The 23770-nt window shown below is 31.7% G+C and carries 17 protein-coding genes; 2 read left to right on the top strand and 15 right to left on the bottom strand.

Translation table 11 applies throughout. From position 1 onward, the window contains the following. Positions 1-39: 39 nt before the first annotated feature. The 4 genes from hemB to OIO11_RS02790 all read right to left on the bottom strand — a co-directional run bounded on the left by hemB (position 40) and on the right by OIO11_RS02790 (position 4118). The gene (gene hemB, locus OIO11_RS02805) at positions 40-1002 is read right to left on the bottom strand and encodes a porphobilinogen synthase (RefSeq protein WP_268069836.1); all 963 of its coding nucleotides are present in this window, start codon (positions 1000-1002) and stop codon (positions 40-42) included. A 10-nt stretch (positions 1003-1012) separates the two neighbouring features. Continuing rightward, positions 1013-2482, bottom strand: coding sequence for a uroporphyrinogen-III C-methyltransferase (cobA, locus tag OIO11_RS02800; RefSeq protein ID WP_268069835.1), 1470 nt, complete (start codon positions 2480-2482; stop codon positions 1013-1015). A 46-nt stretch (positions 2483-2528) separates the two neighbouring features. Then, positions 2529-3404: a hydroxymethylbilane synthase gene (gene hemC / locus OIO11_RS02795; RefSeq protein ID WP_442781209.1), complete on the bottom strand. Its 876-nt coding sequence runs from the start codon at positions 3402-3404 to the stop codon at positions 2529-2531. Between the two features lie 66 nt (positions 3405-3470). After that, on the bottom strand, positions 3471-4118 hold the full coding sequence (locus tag OIO11_RS02790) for a precorrin-2 dehydrogenase/sirohydrochlorin ferrochelatase family protein (RefSeq protein WP_268069832.1): 648 nt from the start codon (positions 4116-4118) through the stop codon (positions 3471-3473). 240 nt (positions 4119-4358) lie between these two features. On the opposite strand from OIO11_RS02790, the gene OIO11_RS02785 reads away from it, so the two are divergent. Further along, positions 4359-4757: a hypothetical protein gene (locus tag OIO11_RS02785; RefSeq protein WP_268069830.1), complete on the top strand. Its 399-nt coding sequence runs from the start codon at positions 4359-4361 to the stop codon at positions 4755-4757. A gap of 84 nt (positions 4758-4841) precedes the next feature. Here OIO11_RS02785 and OIO11_RS02780 read toward each other — a convergent pair whose 3' ends face one another. The 4 genes from OIO11_RS02780 to OIO11_RS02765 all read right to left on the bottom strand — a co-directional run bounded on the left by OIO11_RS02780 (position 4842) and on the right by OIO11_RS02765 (position 12322). After that, a complete protein-coding gene (locus OIO11_RS02780; protein ID WP_268069829.1) occupies positions 4842-6971 on the bottom strand; it encodes an SBBP repeat-containing protein in 2130 nt (709 codons plus the stop codon). Positions 6972-7131: 160 nt separating this feature from the next. Further along, a complete protein-coding gene (locus OIO11_RS02775) occupies positions 7132-9249 on the bottom strand; it encodes an SBBP repeat-containing protein (protein ID WP_268069828.1) in 2118 nt (705 codons plus the stop codon). Between the two features lie 21 nt (positions 9250-9270). Beyond that, a complete protein-coding gene (locus OIO11_RS02770; RefSeq protein WP_268069827.1) occupies positions 9271-11400 on the bottom strand; it encodes an SBBP repeat-containing protein in 2130 nt (709 codons plus the stop codon). 337 nt (positions 11401-11737) lie between these two features. Next, positions 11738-12322 carry an ECF transporter S component gene (locus OIO11_RS02765; protein WP_268069826.1) on the bottom strand — a complete coding sequence of 195 codons (585 nt, stop codon included), beginning with the start codon at positions 12320-12322 and terminating at the stop codon, positions 11738-11740. Positions 12323-12685: 363 nt separating this feature from the next. Here OIO11_RS02765 and OIO11_RS02760 point away from each other — a divergent pair, with 363 nt between their 5' ends. Next, the gene (locus tag OIO11_RS02760) at positions 12686-14989 is read left to right on the top strand and encodes a diguanylate cyclase domain-containing protein (protein ID WP_268069825.1); all 2304 of its coding nucleotides are present in this window, start codon (positions 12686-12688) and stop codon (positions 14987-14989) included. A 68-nt stretch (positions 14990-15057) separates the two neighbouring features. Here OIO11_RS02760 and OIO11_RS02755 read toward each other — a convergent pair whose 3' ends face one another. The 7 genes from OIO11_RS02755 to OIO11_RS02725 all read right to left on the bottom strand — a co-directional run bounded on the left by OIO11_RS02755 (position 15058) and on the right by OIO11_RS02725 (position 23732). After that, entirely contained in the window at positions 15058-16752 is a 1695-nt protein-coding gene (locus tag OIO11_RS02755; RefSeq protein ID WP_268069823.1) for an ATP-binding protein, read from the bottom strand. A 203-nt stretch (positions 16753-16955) separates the two neighbouring features. After that, the gene (iolE, locus tag OIO11_RS02750; RefSeq protein WP_268069822.1) at positions 16956-17852 is read right to left on the bottom strand and encodes a myo-inosose-2 dehydratase; all 897 of its coding nucleotides are present in this window, start codon (positions 17850-17852) and stop codon (positions 16956-16958) included. Between the two features lie 109 nt (positions 17853-17961). After that, positions 17962-18975, bottom strand: coding sequence for an inositol 2-dehydrogenase (iolG, locus tag OIO11_RS02745; RefSeq protein ID WP_268069821.1), 1014 nt, complete (start codon positions 18973-18975; stop codon positions 17962-17964). Between the two features lie 95 nt (positions 18976-19070). Next, entirely contained in the window at positions 19071-21005 is a 1935-nt protein-coding gene (iolD, locus tag OIO11_RS02740) for a 3D-(3,5/4)-trihydroxycyclohexane-1,2-dione acylhydrolase (decyclizing) (RefSeq protein ID WP_268069820.1), read from the bottom strand. A gap of 20 nt (positions 21006-21025) precedes the next feature. Beyond that, complete coding sequence (locus tag OIO11_RS02735; RefSeq protein WP_268069818.1) at positions 21026-21814, bottom strand: 5-deoxy-glucuronate isomerase; 789 nt, start codon at positions 21812-21814, stop codon at positions 21026-21028. 31 nt (positions 21815-21845) lie between these two features. Continuing rightward, positions 21846-22865 (bottom strand): 5-dehydro-2-deoxygluconokinase, encoded by a 1020-nt coding sequence (gene iolC, locus OIO11_RS02730; protein WP_268069816.1) that lies wholly within the window; start codon positions 22863-22865, stop codon positions 21846-21848. A gap of 27 nt (positions 22866-22892) precedes the next feature. Then, positions 22893-23732, bottom strand: coding sequence for a class II fructose-bisphosphate aldolase (locus OIO11_RS02725; RefSeq protein WP_268069815.1), 840 nt, complete (start codon positions 23730-23732; stop codon positions 22893-22895). Positions 23733-23770: the final 38 nt, after the last annotated feature.

The raw sequence follows: 23770 nt of genomic DNA, 5'->3' as shown, positions 1-23770 counted from the left end.
CTACGTTCTCGATTTTAAGGTAACTTCTTTTGGTTATTCCTATTTAAGCCACCCAGCAGCATCTAATGCATAATAAGTAATTATTATATCCGCACCTGCTCTCTTCATTGACAAAAGCATTTCCATGGCTACTGCCTTTTCATCTATAAGCCCCATTTTAGCTGCTGCTTTTACCATTGAATATTCACCACTAACACTATAAGCAGCTATTGGTACATCATATCTATCTCTTGCCCATCTTACAACATCAAGATAAGAAAGAGCAGGTTTAACCATTACAATATCTGCACCTTCTGCCAAATCATCTTCTATTTCTCTCATAGCTTCTCTTATATTTGCCACATCCATTTGATAAGTCTTTCTATCACCAAATTGCGGTGCAGAATTGGCAGCTTCTCTGAAAGGTCCATAAAAAGCTGAACAATATTTTGCACTATAGGACATTATGGAAACTTGAGTATATCCTTCTCTATCCAGAATTTCTCTTATAGCCATTACTCTTCCATCCATCATATCAGAAGGTGCTACCATGTCTGCTCCTGCTTCAGCATGAGATAAAGCAATCTTTGCCAAATATTCTATACTTTTGTCATTATCTACTTTTCTTCCTTCTATTATTCCGCAGTGACCATGACTTGTATACTGACACATGCATACATCTGTAACTACCCATAACTCAGGAGCAATCTCCTTTATCTTCCTTACAGCTTGCTGAACTATCCCATTTGCATCAAATGCACTGGAACCTATTTCATCCTTATGACTTGGTACACCAAAAACCAAAACTCCTCTTATTCCAGCAGCTTTAACTTCATTTATAACCTCTGTTAATCTATCTATGGAATAATGATAATTTTGTGGTAAAGATTGAATTTCTTCTTTTATATTTTCACCTTCCACTACAAAAACAGGATAGATAAAATCCTTTGGAGTGAGTACAGTCTCCCTTACTAAATCTCTTATTGCTTTACTTTCTCTTAATCTTCTATTTCTACTAAACATACTTTTATTCCTACCTTTCAGCACTTATATCAATCACCTTATTTACAAGACCTTCATTAGAATGATCATCACAAACAAAGCTCTTTATATCATTTTTTGTGAGTTCTTTCTCTGTAACAGGTCCTATTGCAATACAGATTTTTTCTTTTATCTTTTCAAGTCCAACCATTTTAATCATATTTCTTACAGTCGATGGACTTGTGAATAATACAATATCTACATTCTCAAAAGAATTAGCATTTACTATGTCACCTGCATCAGGATAATATATATGTGCTTCATCAACAGTACATCCCAAATTAATCATGTTTTTGATTAGATATTTTCTGGAATCCTTAGAACAAGGAATAAGAATTTCATCTCCTGTTTTAACATGGCACTTTAGTTTTTCAAACAAATCCTCTGATACAAACTCTTCAGCAATAATTTCCGGTATTACTCCTCTATCTTTTATACTTCTTGCTGTAGCTGGTCCTATGGCTGCCAACTTAGCTTTTATCTTTCTCACATCAAACTCTTTTTGCTGAAGATAACTAAAAAATATATTCACACTGTTCACACTAGTAAACACAATAAAATCATAGCTCTGCAATTTATGTATATAGTTGTCCAGATTACTGCTGGTCTCTTCAATCTTTATAGAATTTATTTCCGTAACCTCTGCCCCAAGTTTAAGCAGTCTTTTGCTTAATACTTTTGACTGCTCCTTTGAACGAGTAACACATATGTTCCATCCAAATAGAGGCTTTTTCTCATACCAACCTAAACTATCGCTTAAAGTTACAACCTTTCCTACAACTATTATGCACGGTGAGGTAAAACCTGCTTCTTTTACTTTAAAAGTAATATCTTCTAAAGAACCAATTACTTTTTTTTGCTTTGAGGTTGTTCCTTTCCTAATAACTGCACAAGGGGTATTCTTATCTTTTCCCATCAAGATTAAATTATTTGTAATACTTTCCAGGTTTTTAAGCCCCATTAAAAAGATTAGAGTACCTTCAAGCTTTGATACTGCCTCCCAATTTATATTCAACTTTTCTGCACTTTTCCCAGTAAAAACATGAAAACTTTGAGAAATTCCTCTATGTGTAGCTGGTATACCTGCATAATTTAATACGGATATAGCAGATGTGATTCCAGGTATAACTTCAAATTCTATCTTCTCTTCGCACAGCCTTAAGGCTTCTTCTCCTCCTCTTCCAAAAACATAAGGGTCTCCACCTTTAATTCTTCCAACTATATGTCCTTCTTTTGCAAGAGAAACAAGCATATCATTTATTTCTTCCTGAGTTTTGTAATGACATCCAGGCTCTTTCCCACAATAAAAAACCTTACATTTCTCATTTATATACTTTAAAATATTATTACCAGCAAGTCTGTCATATAAAACTGCAGTACACTCTTCAAGTGCTGTTACTGCCTTTATTGTCATAAGTTCTTCATCTCCAGGACCTGCTCCTATAAGATATACTTTTGCCATTTTCTCCTCCTTTTTATGGTTATTCCAATTAATAACCTATACCAATTTACCCCTTAATTATTTTTGCCCCTAATTCTTCTCCTAATCTAATATAATCAGATTTATTTCCATGAACTTCTTTTTTAACTAGTCTATCACCTAATTGATAAGTTCCTATCATATACATTGTTTCTCCTTCTACAAAACTATAAGCTCCAATAGCTGTATGGCATCCTCCATTCATTTTTTTCATAAAGCTTCTCTCAGCTTCCACACAAATTCTCACATCCAAGTCATCTAATTTCCTGAATATTTCTCCATTAATACTGTTTGATACTATCTCAATGCCAAGAGCTCCTTGTCCAACTGCTGGTAGAAATTCAGCAGGATCAAAATAATTTGTTATAACATGTTCCAATTTCAATCTTTTAAGTCCCGCCGCCGCAAGTACAATTCCATCAAGTCTTTCTGTTTTCATCTTAGCTATCCTTGTTTCTACATTTCCCCTAATAGGAACAGTTTCAATATCCGGTCTTATAAGTTTTATTTGAGCAGCCCTTCTATTACTGCTTGTCCCTACTTTAGCACCCTTAGGAAGTTCAAAAAAACTCATTCCCTCACTTGAAACAAAGGTATCTCTTACATCCTCTCTACTTAATATAGCCGCTATTTCAAAAATATCATTTATCTCATAAGGAACATCTTTCATACTGTGAACTGCCGCATCTGCTCTTCCTTCAGCTAAAGCAATTTCTATATCCTTTACAAAAAGCCCCTTTCCTCCTATTTTATCTAATGTAACATCAAGTTTTTTATCCCCTTCAGTTTCAATAAGAAGCTTCTCACTTTCTATATCAAACTTTTCTTTTATAATATTCATGACAAGCTCTGTCTGACCTTGAGCCAGATTGCTTTTTCTAGTAGCTATCTTTAAATTCAAAATTATTACCTCCATAAAACATAATAATAGTTGTAAATCATTTTTACAAAAACAATTTAATTATATATCCTAATCTTGATTTTTATATTTTTCAAAAATTCCATATATCTCTTGTTGAACCTCTTCTTTGTTTTCATAAGTTAGTCTTTCGATAAAATCAGAATATACTACTTCCTTAAAAAATTCTCTTCTTTTTTTTCCATCTTTTATCTCCCGTAAAACATTACTTCTCATATCACCCATAATATCTAAAAAATCTTCATAATTTGAATTAAAAACTTTTTCTAGTTCCTCTCTTATCCTTCTAGACAGCATAGGACTTTTGCCATTAGTAGATACAGCTACTGTTAAATCTCCTCTTTGAACTTTAGCTGGAACTATAAAGTTACATATATCGGGCTCATCTACAACATTTACCAAAATATTATTTCTGTTGCAGTCCTCATATATTGTTTTGTTCATACTTCTATTATCCGTTGCTGCATATACAATATATACATTATCTATGTACTTTATGCTGTAGTTATCTTCTATATACTCTATTTCACCTTTATTTATTAAAATTTTAAATTCATCTGATATATTTTTGCTTAATACTTTAACCTTCCCGCCACATTCTAAAAGAGATAAAGTTTTTCTATAGGCAATTCTTCCGCCTCCTATAACTAAACAATTTTTATTTTCTATATCTAACATTATAGGATAGTATTTTTTCAATTACACCATACCCTTCCTTTTTAATATATATTGCAATTATCAATATTCATTGTTTAAAAACCAATTTATAAAAAATTTATTAATTTGTCACTGATTTTATTATACATAACTGCAAAATTTTAATCTGTTTGTATTATATCATAACTACATTCCTGACCTCAGTAACAAAACATATTTCTATTCATAAAATAATATGTAGACAAAAACAAATATCCTATTTACTGAAAGAAGGAATTTAAAATGGCTAAGCCATTAACTTTTTTAACAGAAGAAACAATTAAAGACTTTAAAGTAGTAGCTTTACAGCCCAATTTAGATATTCCCTTTCATTCCTCAGTACAAATAGCTGAAATTCCATTAACAGTTAGTGATATTCGTAATTTGGTTTCTTTGAATGTATCAGTAGGATGGAAAGTTAATTGTTATTTTTATTCATTATCTTTAAGATTCAGTATATACCGTGATAATATTGCCCCTAATAATCGAATATATTCTGCAGTAACTTCTATGCCAATTTCGCCACATACTGCTACTGAACAAATCACTAGTTTTTCTCTAGGAGATATACCTACTTGTACTCATTGTGAAATCACAAAACAGGTTAAATATATTCTCACTATTGAAGGGGAAATAAGTTAACACTAAAATATAGATTGTTTCCTGTTAATTATAAGGAGCAGATACAGCTAGGTATCTGCTCTTTATAATTATTTAAATAAAATTTTACTTAATTAATTTTCCCTTAACTACCATACCAGTAATCGTTACATTATTTATTTCAAGCATGCCTTCTCCTATCTTAGTAACAAATGCATCCTCTCTACTTAAATCAGTATCAAAGGCATTATAAATAGTAAAATCTTTAGATACAGTCTCTCCCGTTACATACACATTTCCTGCATTATCTACTGCTATACTCCTACCATAGTCAGTATTACTTCCTCCTAGATAGCTGGAGTATACTATAGATGGTGCTCCATCTATTTTTGTTACAAATACATCTCTATATCCTTTTAATGTTGTATCAAAACCATTATCTGTTGGAAAATCTATTGACCCAGTATATCCCGTTACATACACATTTTCTGCATTATCTACTGCTATACCCATTCCATAATCAGTACTACTTCCACCCAAATAGCTGGAGTATACTATAGATGGTGTTCCATCTATCTTTGTTACAAATGCATCGCTACTTCCTTTTAAGGTTGTATCAAAACCATTATCTGTTGGAAAATCTGTTGATCCAGTATATCCCGTTACATACACATTTCCTACATTATCTACTGCTATACCCATTCCATGATCATTACTACTTCCTCCCAAATAGCTGGAGTATACTATAGATGGTGTTCCATCTATCTTTGTTACAAATGCATCTACACTTCCTTTTAAGGTTGTATCAAAGCCGTTATCTGTTGGAAAATCTGTTGAACTAGTGTCTCCCGTTACATACACATTTCCTACATTATCTACTGCTATACCATAACCATAGTCATAATCACTTCCTCCTAGATAACTGGAGTATACTATAGATGGTGCTCCATCTATCTTTGTTACAAATACATCGCTACTTCCTTTTAATGCTGTATCAAAACCATTATCTGTTGGAAAATCTGTTGAACTAGTGTCTCCCGTTACATACACATTTCCTGCATTATCTACTGCTATACCATAACCAGAATCATAACTACTTCCTCCTAGATAACTGGAGTATACTATAGATGGTGCTCCATCTATCTTTGTTACAAATGCATCCAAACCTCCACTTAAGGTTGTATCAAAACCATTATCTGTTGGAAAATCTGTTGAACTAGTGTCTCCCGTTACATACACATTCCCTGCATTATCTACTGCTATACCATAACCTCTATCACTACCACTTCCTCCTAGATAACTAGAATATACTATAGATGCTGCTCCATCTATCTTTGTTACAAATACATCTACACTTCCACTTAAATTTGTATCAAAGCCATTATCTGTTGGAAAATCTGATGAATAAGTGAATCCCGTTACATACACGTTTCCTGCATTATCTACTGCTATACCATAACCATAATCATCACCACTTCCTCCTAGATAGCTGGAATAAAGTATTTGCGGATCTATAATAACAGGATAATTTGGATTATAATTATCACTTATTTTAAATCCATAAACACTTTTGTTATTTTCTTTTTTCTTTAAAACAAAGTTACTCTCCACCATTATTTTTTTATCATCAATCTGCTGATAACTTATAGGCTTTTCATCTATTATCACACCAAATTCATTTTCAATTATAAGATTTCCTTTTTCATCTATAGATATTTCATCACAACCTTTATAAATAAATCCAATATCTTCTACAGATGCTCCTGGTTGTAAAATGAAATCATATTTTAGTTCCCCATTCATGCCGTAAAACACTAAGTCTACACCTGACCATAATTCTTTGTATATTATCTTTTCATAAGTAGCTATTTGTGTATGCCATTTTGAAGAGTCATTTCCTTTAAAGTAATTAACTGTTCCTTTGCACTTATTCTCTCCTTCAATTCTCACATCAGAGTTAGCTCCTGCAAACTGTAAATGAAAGACCGTACAAATCATTTCTTCAGAGTTCATTTTGTCTTTTGGTAATTTTTCATGAAGGAAAGTTAACACTACTTCTTCTTGAGTAAAGTAAATTGCACAGCTGCTGCCCTTTATATAGTACTTAACTTTTGAATCTACCTGACCTTCATTATAAATAAAAGTACTTGGAATACTTTTTAGTATCTCATAAACCTGATTCTTCTTTTCTTCAGATATTTTACCTAGGGAATTATCATCTTTTGTATAATACTTCTTTTTTATTCTAATTGTCATTTCAGTTAACCCCCACACTTTTGAATTTATTTATCTAAAGCTCAACCTTATAATATAATATTCTTTTATTTTCAATCAGTTACTTAGAATACAGCGATTAATGCATAAAGAGCAGATACACCATCCGCATCTGCTCTTTATAACTTATTTCAATAAAATTTTACTTAACTACCATACCAGTAATGGTTACATTATTTATTTTAATTATTCCTTCTCCTATCTTTGTTACAAATGCACCATAATATCCACTTAATTCTGTATCAAAAGCATCATATATTATGAAATCTGATGACGCAGTATCTCCCGTTACATACACATTTCCTCCATTATCTACTGCTATACTATTACCAGAATCAATATCACTTCCTCCTAAATAGCTGGAATATACTATAGATGGTATTGAATCTATCTTTGTTACAAATGCATCTCTACTTCCTTTTAAGGTTGTATCAAAGCCATTATCTGTTGGAAAATCTGTTGACTGGGTATATCCCGTTACATACACATTTCCTCCATTATCTACTGCTATACCAATTCCATAATCCCTATCACTTCCTCCTAGATAGCTGGAATATACTATAGATGGTGTTCCATCTATCTTTGTTACAAATGCATCTACACCTCCTTTTAATGTTGTATCAAAGCCGTTATCTATTGGAAAATCTGCTGAATCAGTTTCTCCTGTTACATACACATTTCCTGCATTATCTACTGCTATACCATAAGCATAATCAATACTACTTCCTCCTAAATAGCTGGAATACACTATAGATGGTGCTCCATCTATCTTTGTTACAAATGCATCTCTACTTCCTTTTAGGGTTGTATCAAAACCATTATCTGTTGGAAAATCTGATGAACTAGTTATTCCCGTTACATACACATTGCCTACATTATCTACTGCTATACCCATTCCATAATCCCAACTACTTCCTCCTAAATAGCTGGAATATACTATAGACGGTACTCCATCTATCTTTGTTACAAATACATCTCCATTTCCATTGTAATGTGTATCAAAGCCATTATCTGTAGGAAAATCTACTGAACTAGTATATCCCGTTACATACACATGGCCTAGATTATCTACGGCTATACTATTTCCCCAATCATCACCACTTCCGCCTAAATAGCTGGAGTATACTATAGATGGTGCTCCATCTATCTTTGTTACAAATGCATCTACACTTCCTTTTAAGGTTGTATCAAACCCATTATCTGTTGGAAAATCTGATGAATAAGTTGTTCCCGTTACATACACGTTTCCTCCATTATCTACAGCTATACTATAACCATAATCACTACCATTTCCTCCCAGATAGCTAGAATATACTATAGATGGTATTCCATCTATCTTTGTTACAAATGCATCTGTACTTCCTTTTAACATTGTATCAAAGCCATTGTCTGTTGGAAAATCTGATGAATAAGTTCTTCCCGTTACATACACATTTCCTGCATTATCTACTGCTATACCATAACCATAATCATCACCACTTCCTCCTAGATAGCTGGAATAAAGTATTTGCGGATCTATAATAACAGAATAATCTGGATTATAATTATCACTTATTTTAAATCCATAAACACTTTTGTTATTTTCTTTTTTCTTTAAGACAAAGTTACTCTCCACCATTATTTTTTTATTATCAATCTGCTGATAACTTATAGGTTTCTCATCTATTATCACACCAAATTCATTTTCAATTATAAGATTTCCTTTTTCATCTATAGATATTTCATCACAACCTTTATAAATAAATCCAATATCTTCTACAGATGCTCCTGGTTGTAAAATAAAATCATATTTTAGTTCCCCATTCATACCGTAAAATACTAAGTCTACACCTGACCATAATTCTTGGTATACTATCTTTTCATAAGTAGCTATTTGTGTATGCCATTTTGAAGAGTCATTTCCTTTAAAGTAATTTACTGTTCCTTTACACTTATTCTCTCCTTCAATTCTCACATCAGAGTTAGCTCCTGCAAACTGTAAATGAAAGACCGTACAAATCATTTCTTCAGAGTTCATTTTGTCTTTGGGTAATTTTTCATGAAGGAAAGTTAACACTACTTCTTCTTGAGTAAAGTAAATTGCACAGCTGCCACCCTTTATATAGTACTTAACTTTTGAATCTACCTGACCTTCATTATAAATAAAAGTACTTGGAATACTTTTTAGTATCTCATAAACCTGATTCTTCTTTTCTTCAGATATTTTACCTAGGGAATTATCATCTTTTGTATAATTTTTCTTTTTTATTTTAATTGTCATTTCAGTTAACCCCCCAAAATTTTACTTAATTAAAGTTCCATTAACTACCATACCAGTAATGGTTACATTATTTATTTCAATTATTCCTTCTCCTATCTTAGTAACAAATACCTCATCTCTACTTGAATCAGTATCAAAGGCATTATAAATAGTAAAATCTTTAGATGAAGTCTCTCCCGTTACATACACATTTCCTGCATCATCTACTGCTATACCCCAGCCTTCATCACTACTGCTTCCTCCCAGATAACTGGAATATACTATAGATGGTGTTGAATCTATCTTTGTTACAAATGCATCTACACTTCCTTTTAAGGTTGTACCAAAACCATTATCTATTGGGAAATCTGATGACTCAGTATATCCCGTTACATACACATTCCCTCCATTATCTACTGCTATACCCCTTCCATAATCCCTATCACTTCCTCCTAGATAGCTGGAGTATACTATAGATGGTGTTCCATCTATCTTTGTTACAAATGCATCTACACTTCCACTTAAATTTGTATCAAAGCCATTATTTGTTGGAAAATCTGATGAATAAGTGAATCCCGTTACATACACATTTCCTTCATTATCTACTGCTATACCATAACCATAATCACTACTACTTCCTCCCAGATAGCTGGAATATACTATAGATGGTGTTGAATCTATCTTTGTTACAAATACATCTCTACTTCCTTTTAATGTTGTATCAAAACCATTATCTGTTGGAAAATCTGTTGAATAAGTATGTCCCGTTACATACACATTTCCTTCATTATCTACTGCTATACCCCATCCATAATCCCAACTACTTCCGCCTAAATAGCTGGAGTATACTATAGATGGTGTTACATCTATCTTTGTTACAAATACATCTCCATTTCCGCTTAAATTTGTATCAAAACCGTTATCTGTTGGAAAATCTACTGAACTAGTATATCCAGTTACATACACATTTCCTACATTATCTACTACTATACTATTCCCCCAATCAACACCACTTCCGCCTAAATAACTGGAGTATACTATAGATGGTACTGAATCTATCTTTGTTACAAATACATCTCCATTTCCATTGTAATGTGTATCAAAGCCGTTATCTGTAGGAAAATCTAATGAATAAGTTGCTCCCGTTACATACACGTTTCCTCCATTATCTACAGCTATCCTATAACCATAATCACTACCACTTCCTCCTAGATAACTGGAGTATACTATAGATGGTATTCCATCTATCTTTGTTACAAATGCATCTGTACTTCCTTTTAACATTGTATCAAAGCCATTGTCTGTTGGAAAATCTGATGAATAAGTTCTTCCCGTTACATACACATTTCCTGCATTATCTACTGCTATACCATAACCATAATCATCACCACTTCCTCCTAGATAGCTGGAATAAAGTATTTGCGGATCTATAATAACAGAATAATCTGGATTATAATTATCACTTATTTTAAATCCATAAACACTTTTGTTATTTTCTTTTTTCTTTAAGACAAAGTTACTCTCCACCATTATTTTTTTATTATCAATCTGCTGATAACTTATAGGTTTCTCATCTATTATCACGCCAAATTTATTTCCAATTATAAGATTTCCTTTTTCATCTATATCTATTTCATCACAACCTTTATAAATAAATCCAATATCTTCTACAGATGCTCCTGGTTGTAAAATGAAATCATATTTTAGTTCCCCATTCATGCCGTAAAACACTAAGTCTACACCTGACCATAATTCTTTGTATATTATCTTTTCATAAGTAGCTATTTGTGTATGCCATTTTGAAGAGTCATTTCCTTTAAAGTAATTAACTGTTCCTTTGCACTTATTCTCTCCTTCAATTCTCACATCAGAGTTAGCTCCTGCAAACTGCAAATGAAATGCCGTACAAATCATTTCTTCAGAATTCATTTTGTCTTTTTGTGATTTTCCATGAAGGAAGGTTAATACTACTTCTTCTTGAGTAAAGTAAATTCCACAGCTGCTGCCCTTTATATAGTACTTAACTTTTGAATCTACCTGACCTTCATTATAAATAAAAGTACTTGGAATACTTTTTAGTATCTCATAAACCTGATTCTTCTTTTCTTCAGATATTTTTCCTATTGAATTATCATCTTTTGTATAATTTTTCTTTTTTATTTTAATTGTCATTTCAGTTGACCCCCACGCTTTTGAATTTATTTATCTAAAGTTCAACCTTATAATATAATATTCTTTTATTTTCAATCAGTTACTTAGAATATAGAGGTTAATCCAGTAGGAAATAGATATCAAATAATATAAAATGGATGCTCTAAAAAACAGTATGTCGTGGAACATTATAGTAAAAAAAGCCAGAGGTGGCTTTGATAAAAAAAGTTACTTTTATATATTTTTATAAAAAAACCTTCCCAAGAATTTTTATTTCAAAATTCTTAAGAAGGTTTATTCCTAAATTCCTATATTCTTAAATTTCCATAATATTCTCAGCTTGTTACTTTCTGTAGGATTATTTTCTAATTTTTCTTACTGCCAAGATTATTGGCATTGATATTAAAACTGCTGCCGACCCAGATACAAAACCATTTAAAATATAGCCTACTATAGTTTTAACTGCTAAGCTGTGAGACATATGCAGTGCTTTAGCATATTCATCTATATATAAAATATATATTAATCCCATTACTCCAATAGTATTCGTAAAAGAACCAACCAAAATAGAAAATCCTAAATTTACTTTTTCCAGTTTTGTCTTCATTAGTTTATAAGTATAGTATGGCGTTACTCCTATAAGTATTCTTGGAAGTACTGCTACTATAGGATTTAAAAATATAAATGAAACTGGTGTTGGAGTATTAATAGCTTGTATCATACTGAAAATACCAAATAGCAGTCCATTTATAGCACCAACTATAGGACCTTCAAGTATTGACGCTATAATTATAGGTATATGCATTATTGTCAATTTTAGTGGTCCAATAGGAATGAATCCTAACCCTGTAGCACCAAGTACAATAGTTATTGCAAACAGCATACCTATTACAGTGATTTGTCTTGTTTTGATTTTTGATCCTGATAAAACTTTTTCTGACATGATAATCCCTCCGTTCTTACTCCAATTAATGGATGTAAGTCTTTTAATATAAATTTTTTGGTAAAAGTTCAGTTTCATACTGAATACCGACACTGAGATTTTATCACATTTTTAGTTAAAAATAAACATATTTTTCATATAAAAACCATTTAATCTTTTTTTAACTTTAATGTATTACTTTACTACTTTTTTCACTAATATACTTTCTATATTATTATTTTTCAAATCTCAACATTCCACCAACTATCTTGCTATTTTAGAAATTTATAACTACTTAGAATCATTTTTTGTAGAAATTTATCTTTTTTTAGTGTAAAATTAAGGTAAATACTTTTTATGATATCAATGAAATGAGGAAATGTTATGAATGCTTTTATTAGAAAATCTTTATTTTTATGTATATTGATACTCTCATTACTTATTAATTGTTCCTTTAATTACAATTTTGAATCAGATTCCTATAAAAAAATTAATACAATAAAAGTAGTTATGGATGATGATTGCCCACCTTATGTATTTAAAGACAGCAGTGGACACCTGCAAGGTATCACAATAGATCAATGGAAACTTTTTGAAATGAAAACAGGCATAAAAGTTGAAATTCATGCAATGAATTGGGATAAAGCTCAAAAGCTTATGGAAAGAGGTCAATTTGATGTAATAGATAGAATTTTTCCTAATGAAAAGCGAGCACAAATATATGATTTTTCAAAACCATATGCAGAAACACAAGTACCTGTTTTCTTTAATAAAAATATTTCAGGAATAAATGGTGTTGAAACCCTAAAAGGTTTTTCTGTGGCTGTTAAAAAAGGTGATTATAGTGTACATTTTCTTAAAGAAAAAGGCATTACTGATTTTAAAGAATTTGACAGTTATAAAGCTATAATTGATGCTGCTAAAAACCATGAAATAGTTACTTTTATTATGGATAAACCTTCTGCCCTTTACTATATATACAAAACAAATATAAAAGACAATTTCAACTACTCTGCCCCATTATATAATGGAGAGTTTCATAGAGCAGTCAGAAAAGGAAATACTAACCTATTAAATATTATTGAAAATGGTTTTTCATTAATTTCATCTTCAGAATATAAGCAAATTGATGAAAAATGGTTAGGCACTCCTCCTATAAGTGCTGAATTTATGAATTATATGATAATTGTATCAATTATCATTATTAGTGTAATACTTTTGCTTGTTATTTTAAATAGAATGCTTAATAAAAAGGTTAAACAAAAAACCTCTCAGTTGACAAAGCTTATTGACCAACTAAAGAATAGTGAAAATAGAATTAAGGCATTATTTAAAGCACTTCCTGATATGGTTTTTGTAATTAGTCCTGATGGAATATTTCTTGATTATCACCATGAAAATGTTAAAGAGTTTTATGTTTCCCCTAAAGAATTTATTGGAAAATCTCTTAGTGATATATTTGCAATGGAATTAACTGGTAAATTTATGAAAAGCATAGCTAATCTATTTAAAACTGGTGAAACTCAAATTGAAGAATATTCACTGAATTTACATGATGAAATTCATCATTTTGAAGCACGTTTTGTACAATGTGATGCAAATAGCATAATGGTGATAGTTAGAGATATAACTGAAGGTAAAAACACAGCCAATCGTATATACGAAATGAGTATGCATGATAATTTAACTGGTCTTAACAATAGAAATTATTTTGAAAACAAACTAAAAATATATGAAAATGAAACAGAAGATTTATCCAATTTTGCAATGGTTATATGTGATCTTGACGGTCTTAAATTGGTTAATGACACTCTTGGTCATTCTGTAGGAGATGAATATCTATGTACTGTTGCGAATATACTGCGTTCTTGCTTTAGGAAACAAGATGTAATTGCAAGAATAGGTGGAGACGAATTTGGTATTTTAATGAATAATACTTCACAAGAAGAAATAAAAAAAATAAAAACAAATATAAATAAAAATATTGAACATGTAAATAGCAGTAATAACCTAGTTCCTTTTAGTATTTCTTTTGGTTATGAAATATACAAAAAAGACTATAAAAATTTAAATGAAATGTTTAAAGAAGCTGATAATTATATGTATCGTGAAAAGCTTCATAATCATCAGAGTACCAAAAGCGAAATTGTTCAGGTATTGATGAAAATGCTGGAAGCACGTGATTTTATTACTGAAGGACACGGTGAGCGTTTACAAGAGCTTGCAAGTAAATTGGCTGAATCAGTAGGCATGTCTGATGCTGAAATTAACGATATGTCTTTGCTGGCACAATTCCATGATATAGGGAAAGTAGGTATTTCAGATGCTATACTTTTCAAACCTGGCAAGCTTAATGAAGAAGAAGCTTCTGAAATGAAAAAACATACAGAAATAGGATATCGTATTGCTAAATCTTCCCCAGACCTTATGCACATTTCTGATTGGATTTTCAAACATCACGAATGGTGGAATGGTGAAGGATACCCCGTTGGTTTAAAAGGCGATGATATACCTATTCAATGCAGAATACTTTCTATTGTAGATGCTTATGATGCAATGACCAATGATCGCCCTTACAGAAAAGCATTAAAAAAGGAAACTGCTGTAGCAGAGCTTAAAAGATGTGCTGGAATACAATTTGATCCAATACTTGTGGACAAGTTTATTGATATTCTAAATGAAGATTGATAACTAGAATTGAAGAATCAAAAACCTTCTTAAGAATTTTCATTTTAAAATTCTTAAGAAGGTTTATTCTACAAATTCTCTACATATATATCTTTCTTGCCAATACAAATAACTAAAGCTTTCTTCACCTTTTGTCCATCAAAACCCCGTTCCATTTGATAGCTCTGTTCATAACCGTTAAGCTGCTTTAATCCTTGCTGCTTTACTTCATCAAGTTTATTTCTTTCGCTTTCTTTTAAATACTTAAGTTCTATTATCCATTCATAATCTACATATTCTCTATACTGAACAGCCTTTGTAAGAAGTATATCTATATATCCTTTTTGTACCTCTCTTTCACTGTCTGCAACATACATTTTATTCATATTTAAAAGGGTCAGCATTATAACCTTAATATATTTTTCATCAAAATTCTGAAGGTCTCTGTTGGATAGTTTTTCAAGTATATCTTTAAGACACTCTATAAAATCTTCTATCTCACCCTGCTTTTGCATTTTAGATATACTGTCCATTATCTCCCTGTTATCTATTTTTATATCAGCTCTCAATTTTTCTAAAAATTGATCCCAAAATATTTCCTTTATAACGTGGTTTGGAATGCAAAGCTCTGTTTCATAGCCTAAGGATTGCTTTATTGTAAGCATTCCTAAATAATAGAGAAGAGATATGAAATTTTCTTTATTATTAAACATAGTTTCAAGGTTAAATCTATCTACTATTCTTGATACTAGAGTTTCTTCCTTTATTATATCTTCTATGGCTTTTTCATCTTCAAAATTCAGTGCAATTTTATTTACTCTTCCGTAATCAGTTTTTACATTATTGTCTATCATTTCATAAGGATATTCATAATTATTAATTAAGTGTTTTATAAAATACAATGTCATATCCGAATTATAAATTCTATTTTTACCTTTTCTACTAAAAAGATATCCATTATAATATCTTCTCATATCTGAAATCACTTCATTTATATTTGTAAATTCATGAACTTTATATTCCCTTAGCATATACATAACTTCTTCTTCAGTAAACCCTAATACTTCATTTAAACTAGGGTTCATAGTTAAATTTTCTGTTATATTGAACCCACTGGTTAAGTCATCAAGCATTATTGGACTTACTCCTGTCATGAAAATTTTTGATATAGAAGTCATAGTTCCTTCTTTAATAGTTTTATAAAAAGTTCTTACATAACCTTCTCCTGCTATTAGTTCATAATATAAATCCTTATTTGCATTGATTAAATCATTTGCAAAATTATCATATTCATCTATTAAAACTAATATCTTTTCTCCTACACTTTCACTTAATTGAATTATATATTTAAGAGCCTTGTTAGCAGTATCTATATCTTTAGGCATCTCATTAGTGTTTAATATAGGATTATACTTTTTTATGAAATGTCTTACTTTACTTACAACTTCATAATTAAATTCCTCTACAAAAATTTCCTTATTTATATTTGTAGTAATACCTGAGAAGCTTAATGACAGAACTAAATATTTATTTTTTTCCTCTGTAGGATTTTCACCTATGTAAACATTTCCAAAGAGCTTTTCAAATTTATCTTTTTTATTTACATCATAATAATTTTCCATCATTGATATAAAAAGACTTTTCCCAAACCTTCTTGGACGTATGAAAAATTGATATGGTGCATAATTTTCTAATATTTCTATGTATTTAGTTTTATCCACATAAAGATAGTTTTCTTCTATTAACCTTTCAAAATTTGATATCCCATAAGGTATCTTTTTCATATAAACCTCCAGTTTATTAGCTTATAGCTAATTATGTTATAATACTATTAGGTCAATTGACCTAATAGTATTATAACATAATTAGTTTGTTTAATTCCCAAAAAACAAATTCTATTATAGTTTCATAAAAAATAAACGTCAAATCCTTATTTTAAAAAGATTTGACGTTTATCTTTCAATATTCTGCTATCATTTTTATATAATTAAATACCTGCTTTTTCTCTGATATATTTTCTTGCTTTTATAGCGTATTCAAGTGGATTAGCTTTTACTGGGTCCTGCTCAGCTTCAACTAAAAGATATCCTTCATAGTTGTTTTCAGCTAAAACTTTGAACACTGGTTCAAAATCTATGCATCCATCTCCTGGAACTGTGAATGCACCAGCTTTAACAGCTTGTAAGAAGCTCATTTTTTGTTCTTTTACCCCTTCAACTATTTCTGATCTAATATCTTTTAAATGTACATGCTTAATTCTATTTACATATTTCTTTAATACTGCTAAGTGATCTTCTCCAGAGAACACTAGATGTCCTGTATCAAATAGTAAATATACTAAATCAGGGTTTGTCATTTCCATAAGCTTATCTATTTCTGCAGTAGTTTGTACACCTGTTCCCATATGGTGATGGTAAACAACCTTCATATCTTTTTCTTGTGCCAATTCACCTAATTTATTTAATCCTTCAGCTAATTTGCTCCATTCTTCATCAGTAAATACTGGTTTTTTATCAAAGATTGGAGTATCCATCATTCCTTGAATACTGTGACCTTGTTCTGATATAACTACAACTTTTGCTCCCATTTCATGTAAGAAATCTCTGTGCTGAATAAAAGCATCTACTGTTTCTTGAAGAGGTTTAGTTGTTAAGAAAGCACTGAACCAAGCACTAGCTATTTTCATTCCTCTAAGTTCTAAAGCTTTCTTTAAAACTTTAGTGTCTCTTGGATATTTATTACCTACTTCTGAACCTGTAAATCCTGCTAGAGCCATTTCACTTACACACTGCTCAAAAGTATTTTCACTTCCTAATTCAGGCATATCGTCGTTTGTCCATGCGATAGGTGCTATTCCTAATTTAACAGTATCTTTATTAAACATATTTTATCTCCCCTTCTACATTCACAAATTTTTTAAGCTATTACTACCTTGTTACAATCTTTCCATATACAAACTTAATGGAAAGATTGTATTAAGATTTAAATTTAATTTAGAATTTAAATTCAGAAAGTTTTACTGGTCTTCCTTCTTCTAATGATTTCTTAGCAGCTAATCCGATCAATACTGGTTGTAAACCATCATTAGCATTTACAGGAACTTCAGTATCATTTACAATTGCATCAACAAATTGTCTTACTTCTTCAGCAAATGATTGCATATATCTTTCTAAGAAGAAATATAAAGGTTTTTCTGAAACAATTCCTTCCTCAGTGCTTAATACAGCTGTTGAAGAAGCATCGTTAGCAGTAGCTACTGATCCTTTTGATCCAAATACTTCTGCTCTTTGGTCATATCCGTAAGCTGCACGTCTACTGTTATCTATTACTCCTAAAGCTCCATTGGCAAATTTTAAAGTTATTATTGCAGTATCTATATCTCCAGCTTCTCCTATTGCAGGGTCAACAAGAACAGTTCCTGCAGCATATACTTCTTCTACTTCGCTTCCTGAAAGATATCTAACCATATCAAAATCATGAATTGTCATATCTAAGAATATTCCTCCTGAAACCTTTACGTATTCTGCTGGAGGAGCTTCTGGATCTCTTGAAGTAACTCTGATTATATGTGGCTCTCCAATTTTTCCAGCTTGAACAGCTTCTTTAATAGCTCTGAAGTTGTGGTCAAATCTTCTATTAAATCCAACTTGAAATTTCTTACCTGATTCTTTAACTTCATCCAAAACTTTTTTGATTCTTTCAAGATTATGGTCAACTGGTTTCTCACAGAAAACATGTTTTCCAGCTTGAAGAGCTTCTATTGATATTTGTGAGTGAGTATTTGTTGAAGAACAAACTAGTACTGCTTCAATTTCTTCATCTTTTAATATTTCTTTATAGTCCTTATATATTTCTTTAACTCCCATTGATTTAGCCCATTCTGTAGTTGCATCATTCATAAATGGATCAGCAATAGCTTTAACTTCAGCATTTGGAACATATTTAGTTATACTTTCAGTATGAACCTTTCCTATTCTTCCTGCACCAATAATACCAACTTTTAACATAATCTTATACTCCTTTACTATTAAAATATAGTTTATATTTACTCTGTTTTTCTTAACCCTTATGGTAAATTTTAAACAGATTTGGCAATTCTTTATTAATATTTTCTAGCTTTGTTTAAATTTTCCTGATTGTCTTTATATGCAGCTTGTATTTTTTCACTTTTTGAAACTTCTGCTACTCCAACATGCCACCATGATTCATATCCATTTGTCATTGTTTTAGGTAATACTTTTATATCAATTAAAGTTGAAACAGTTTGTTTTTTAGCATCTTCTACAGCTGCTCTTAATTCTTCCATTGTTTTTACTGTATAAGTTTTTACTCCATAACCTGCTGCACTCATAGCAAAATCCAAGTGCATCAAATCTCCATTTAACTTTCCTGTTTCTGGATTTCTATATCTGAATTCTGTTCCGAAGCTGCCCATACCGTTGCCCATTTGAAGGTTGTTTATGCATCCGAAACCAGAGTTATCAAATAATACTACATTTATTTTTTTTCTTTCTTGTATACTTGTTACTAATTCAGAGTGAAGCATTAAATAACTTCCATCTCCTAGCATAGTGTATACTTCTTTATCAGGTTCAGCTATTTTAGTACCCAATGCTGCTCCAATTTCATATCCCATGCAAGAATAACCATATTCCATGTGATATGTGTTTGGTTTCTTTGGACACCATACTCTTTGAAGGTCTCCTGGTAAACTTCCTGCAGCTCCTACAACTATTGAATCCTCATCTATAAGCTTATTCAATTCTCCAAGTACTTTTGTTTGAGTTAAGCAAGAGCCTGTGTCTTTATAGAATTCACCTAAAACTTCATCAAGATGTCCTGCTATTTCAGGAGTAAAGCCATCTTCTTTATATTCTATCTTTGATAATCTATCTAATTCAGCTAACCATTTATCCTTAGCTTCTTTTATTTCATTGATGTACGCTGATTTATATTCTTCCTTTTCCAATTCTTCTTGTATAGCTTCTAATGCAGCCTTAGCATCAGCTACAACCTTTACAGCATCCAATTTACCTGCATGGAATTCAGATACATTTATTGTTAAGAAATCTACATCTGGATTTTGGAATAATCCTTTTGAAGCTGTTGTAAAGTCAGTGAATCTTGTACCTACTCCAATTACTAAATCTGCATCTTTAGCTATTAGGTTTGCAGCTAAGTTACCCGTAACTCCTACTCCCCCTAAATTTAATGGATAGTCCCATTCTACTGCACTCTTTCCAGCCTGTGTTTCGCCAAATGGTATGTTGAATTTTTCAGTAAATTTCTTTAATGCTTCTGCTGCTTCTGAGTATCTTACTCCCCCACCACAGATAATTAATGGTTTCTTTTTACTCTTTATTAATTCAACTGCATCCCTTATAGCTTCTACTGCTGCAGGTCTTCTTTCTATTCTGTGAATACGTTTTCTAAAGAAGTACTCTGGAAAATCATATGCTTCTCCTTGTACATCTTGAGGAAGCGCAATTGTTACAGCACCAGTATTAGCTTGATCAGTTAATACTCTCATAGCATTTATCATTGCCGTCATAAGCTGCTCAGGTCTGTTAACTCTATCCCAATACTTGCTAACTGCTCTGAAAGCATCATTAGTCGTTATTGATAAATCTTGTATTTGTTCTATTTGCTGCAATACTGGGTCAGGTTGTCTTGTTGCAAATGTATCTCCTGGCAATAGCAAAACTGGTATATTATTGGCAGTAGCTGTTGCAGCTGCCGTTACCATGTTTGCAGCTCCTGGACCAACTGATGAAGTACATGCACAAATTTGTTTTCTATGTTTTTGCTTTGCAAAACCAATTGCAGCTTGAGCCATTCCCTGCTCATTACGTCCTTGGTAAACTTCTAATTCTCCTGCTTCTTCTTCTAAAGCCTGTCCTAATCCTAGAACATTACCATGACCGAATATAGTGAAGATACCTTTAACAAATCTTTCTTGTTTTCCATCAACTTCAACATATTGTTGGTTAAGAAACTTAACTAAAGCTTGAGCAGTAGTCATTCTAATAGTTTTCAACTCCAAATACCTCCATTTTCCTATTTATCTGGCCAAATTTTTATTTCTGGATCTAATAACCATTTATGTTCTTCTGCATTAATTCTATCTATCCATGGATTATTGTCTAAATGTCTTATCATCCAGCAATAGTACATTGCATAACCTGGAGCCGCAGCTTGTGGGTGAACTAATCCTCCTGGAATTGTAGAAATACTGTTATCTGAAATCTTGTAAACATCGTCACCTATTATTGAGCATCCAAAACCTTGTGGCTTATTAAATTTATAGTAGTAAACTTCCGGTTGTGGATGGTGATGTGGTATATAACTTGACCATCTTCCTGGGAAGGTAATAACTTCTCCCATTACCATATTTGAATGAGGTGCATTTGAATAATCAAAAACTGTACGAACTACTCTTCTGGCAGCATCTTTCCATACTCCTTCTCCAAATATATCGCTTCTGCACTCCTGTGGTGAATATAATTTACAATCAAAATCTTTTTCATTATCTGTCTTTTGAAGAAGCACTTCTGCTTCTGAAAGTGCAGTAATTTTTACTTGCATATTCTTAGGAACATGCAGACACCAAGGGTCTTCATCAAAAACTGAGTTTCTTTCAACCTCTTGCTTGTTGCCATTCCACTCAATTATCACTTTACCATCTAACAATAGAAAAGCACTTTCTTTTTCATTATCAATACAAACTTGTTCCTGTGATATTTTCATTTTATATATACCAATATCCATTAACATATCACTGTGTTTGCCATTCATTTCTGTTAAGGTATTGTACCCTTCCTTAAGTTGCTCTAATCTATCAATCACCCTTAATTACCTTCTTTCCATAAACAATCTTTTATGCTCTAGCTATCATTTCACCATATTCTTCTTTCTTCTGCTTAATAAATTCCTTTACCGACTCTGCTGAAGGCATATCCTCTGAACAGCTGTGACTTGCAACTAGCATAGCTGCTGAAGCACTTCCAAATTCTAATGCATCCATTACATCCCATCCTTCCATTAAGCCATAGATGAATGCTGATGCATAAGCATCTCCACCGCCGAAGGATTTTAATAATTTTACTGGGAATGGTTTGATTCTGTATGATTGTCCATCCTCTGTATATGCTGTTGATCCTTCTTTACCATGCTTTATAACAACTATCTTGTTTCCATATTCTATCCATCTGTCTGCTGTTTCTCTGTCACTGCTTCCTTCTGGTTTTATCAATTTTTCCATTAAGTCAAACTCTTCTCTTGATCCCATCACTATGTCACTCATTCTGCCTGCCAATGAATAGTAGATAGCAATTTCATCTTCTGATTTCCATGTATAGCTTCTGTAGTCTACATCAAAGATTACTACTGTACCATGCTTTCTAGCATACTCTATTGCCTTAAAGCATGCTTCCCTTGAAGGACTTGCAGATAATGCTGTACCTGATACAACTATTGCTTTTGCATTCTTTATGTAATCTTCATTTATTTCTTCAGGAGACAACTGTAAATCTGCTATACAATTTCTATACATCAATATGCTACTTTCAGTAGGGCTCAAAATTTCAGTAAATGTTAATCCTAAGGATTCTCCATTTTTAGCTACAGCAATATTAGAAGTATCTATACCTTCTTTTTCAAAATATTGTGTCACAAAATTTCCAAATTGATCATCAGAAACTTTACCGATAAAACCTACTTTTTTTCCTAATCTGGCCATTCCTACAGCTATATTGGCAGGAGATCCTCCTACATATTTTGTAAATGTTCTACTTTCTTCCAATGGTCTGTGAATTTCATTTGGGTTAAAATCTATAGCTGCTCTTCCAATAGGAATTATATCCATTTTTCTTGTATTATCAAACTTAATATTGTTCATCCCAATTGCCTCCTTAGTCATTTATAATTACTCACAGCTTTTAAAAATATTAATATGATTTTTCACATTTTCATAAGCTGCCTCAATCACCTTATTATGATAAGTAAAATAATCTACCGATTCGGAATTTTTAAACAATTCATCCACTCTTTTGACTACATTATTAAATGTAGCTGTAGCAACATTTATCTTTTTAATTCCATATTTTATACATTTCTTGAATTCATATACTATTATACCAGAACCTCCATGAAGTACCAGTGGAATTTCTACTGCATCATTAATTTCTTTAAGCCTTTCAAACTGTAGATTTGGTGCTTCTTTATAAACTCCATGTGCATTTCCAATTGCTACTGCTAAAGCATCAACTTTAGTTTCTTCATAAAAACGCACAGCATCTTCTACCCTTGTAATCAACATATTAATGTCTTCTGCTCCATCTTCACTTCCACCAACTCTACCTATTTCAGCTTCTACAGTAGCATCATATTTTTTAGCTAATTCTATTACTTCCTTTGTTTTCTTTATATTTTCATCTAGTGGTAAATGAGAGCCATCAAACATTACTGAAGTAAATCCTAAGTCTAGTGCTTGCTTAATAGTCTCAATATTTATTCCATGATCCAAGTGAACAGCTACTGGTACCTTTGATTTTTTAGCAGCTTCAATCATTACAGGTCCAATCAAATCAAGAGGAGAATGTTTTAAACGAACCTCTGCAATTTGCAGTATCAATGGGAAATTTAATTCCTCCCCAGCTCTAATTGCTCCCATGATCATTTCCATATTTGCAACACTAAATGCACCTATACCATAATCTGATTTATCCGCTTTTTCCAATAGCTCTTTCATTTTTACTAGTGCCATGATTTTTTCTCCTTCCTAAAACCACCCTCCACTAAATG

The organism is Clostridium sp. ZS2-4, from assembly GCF_026719745.1.
Taxonomy (GTDB): domain Bacteria; phylum Bacillota; class Clostridia; order Clostridiales; family Clostridiaceae; genus Clostridium_H.
This window is presented reverse-complemented; position numbering and strand designations above follow the sequence as displayed.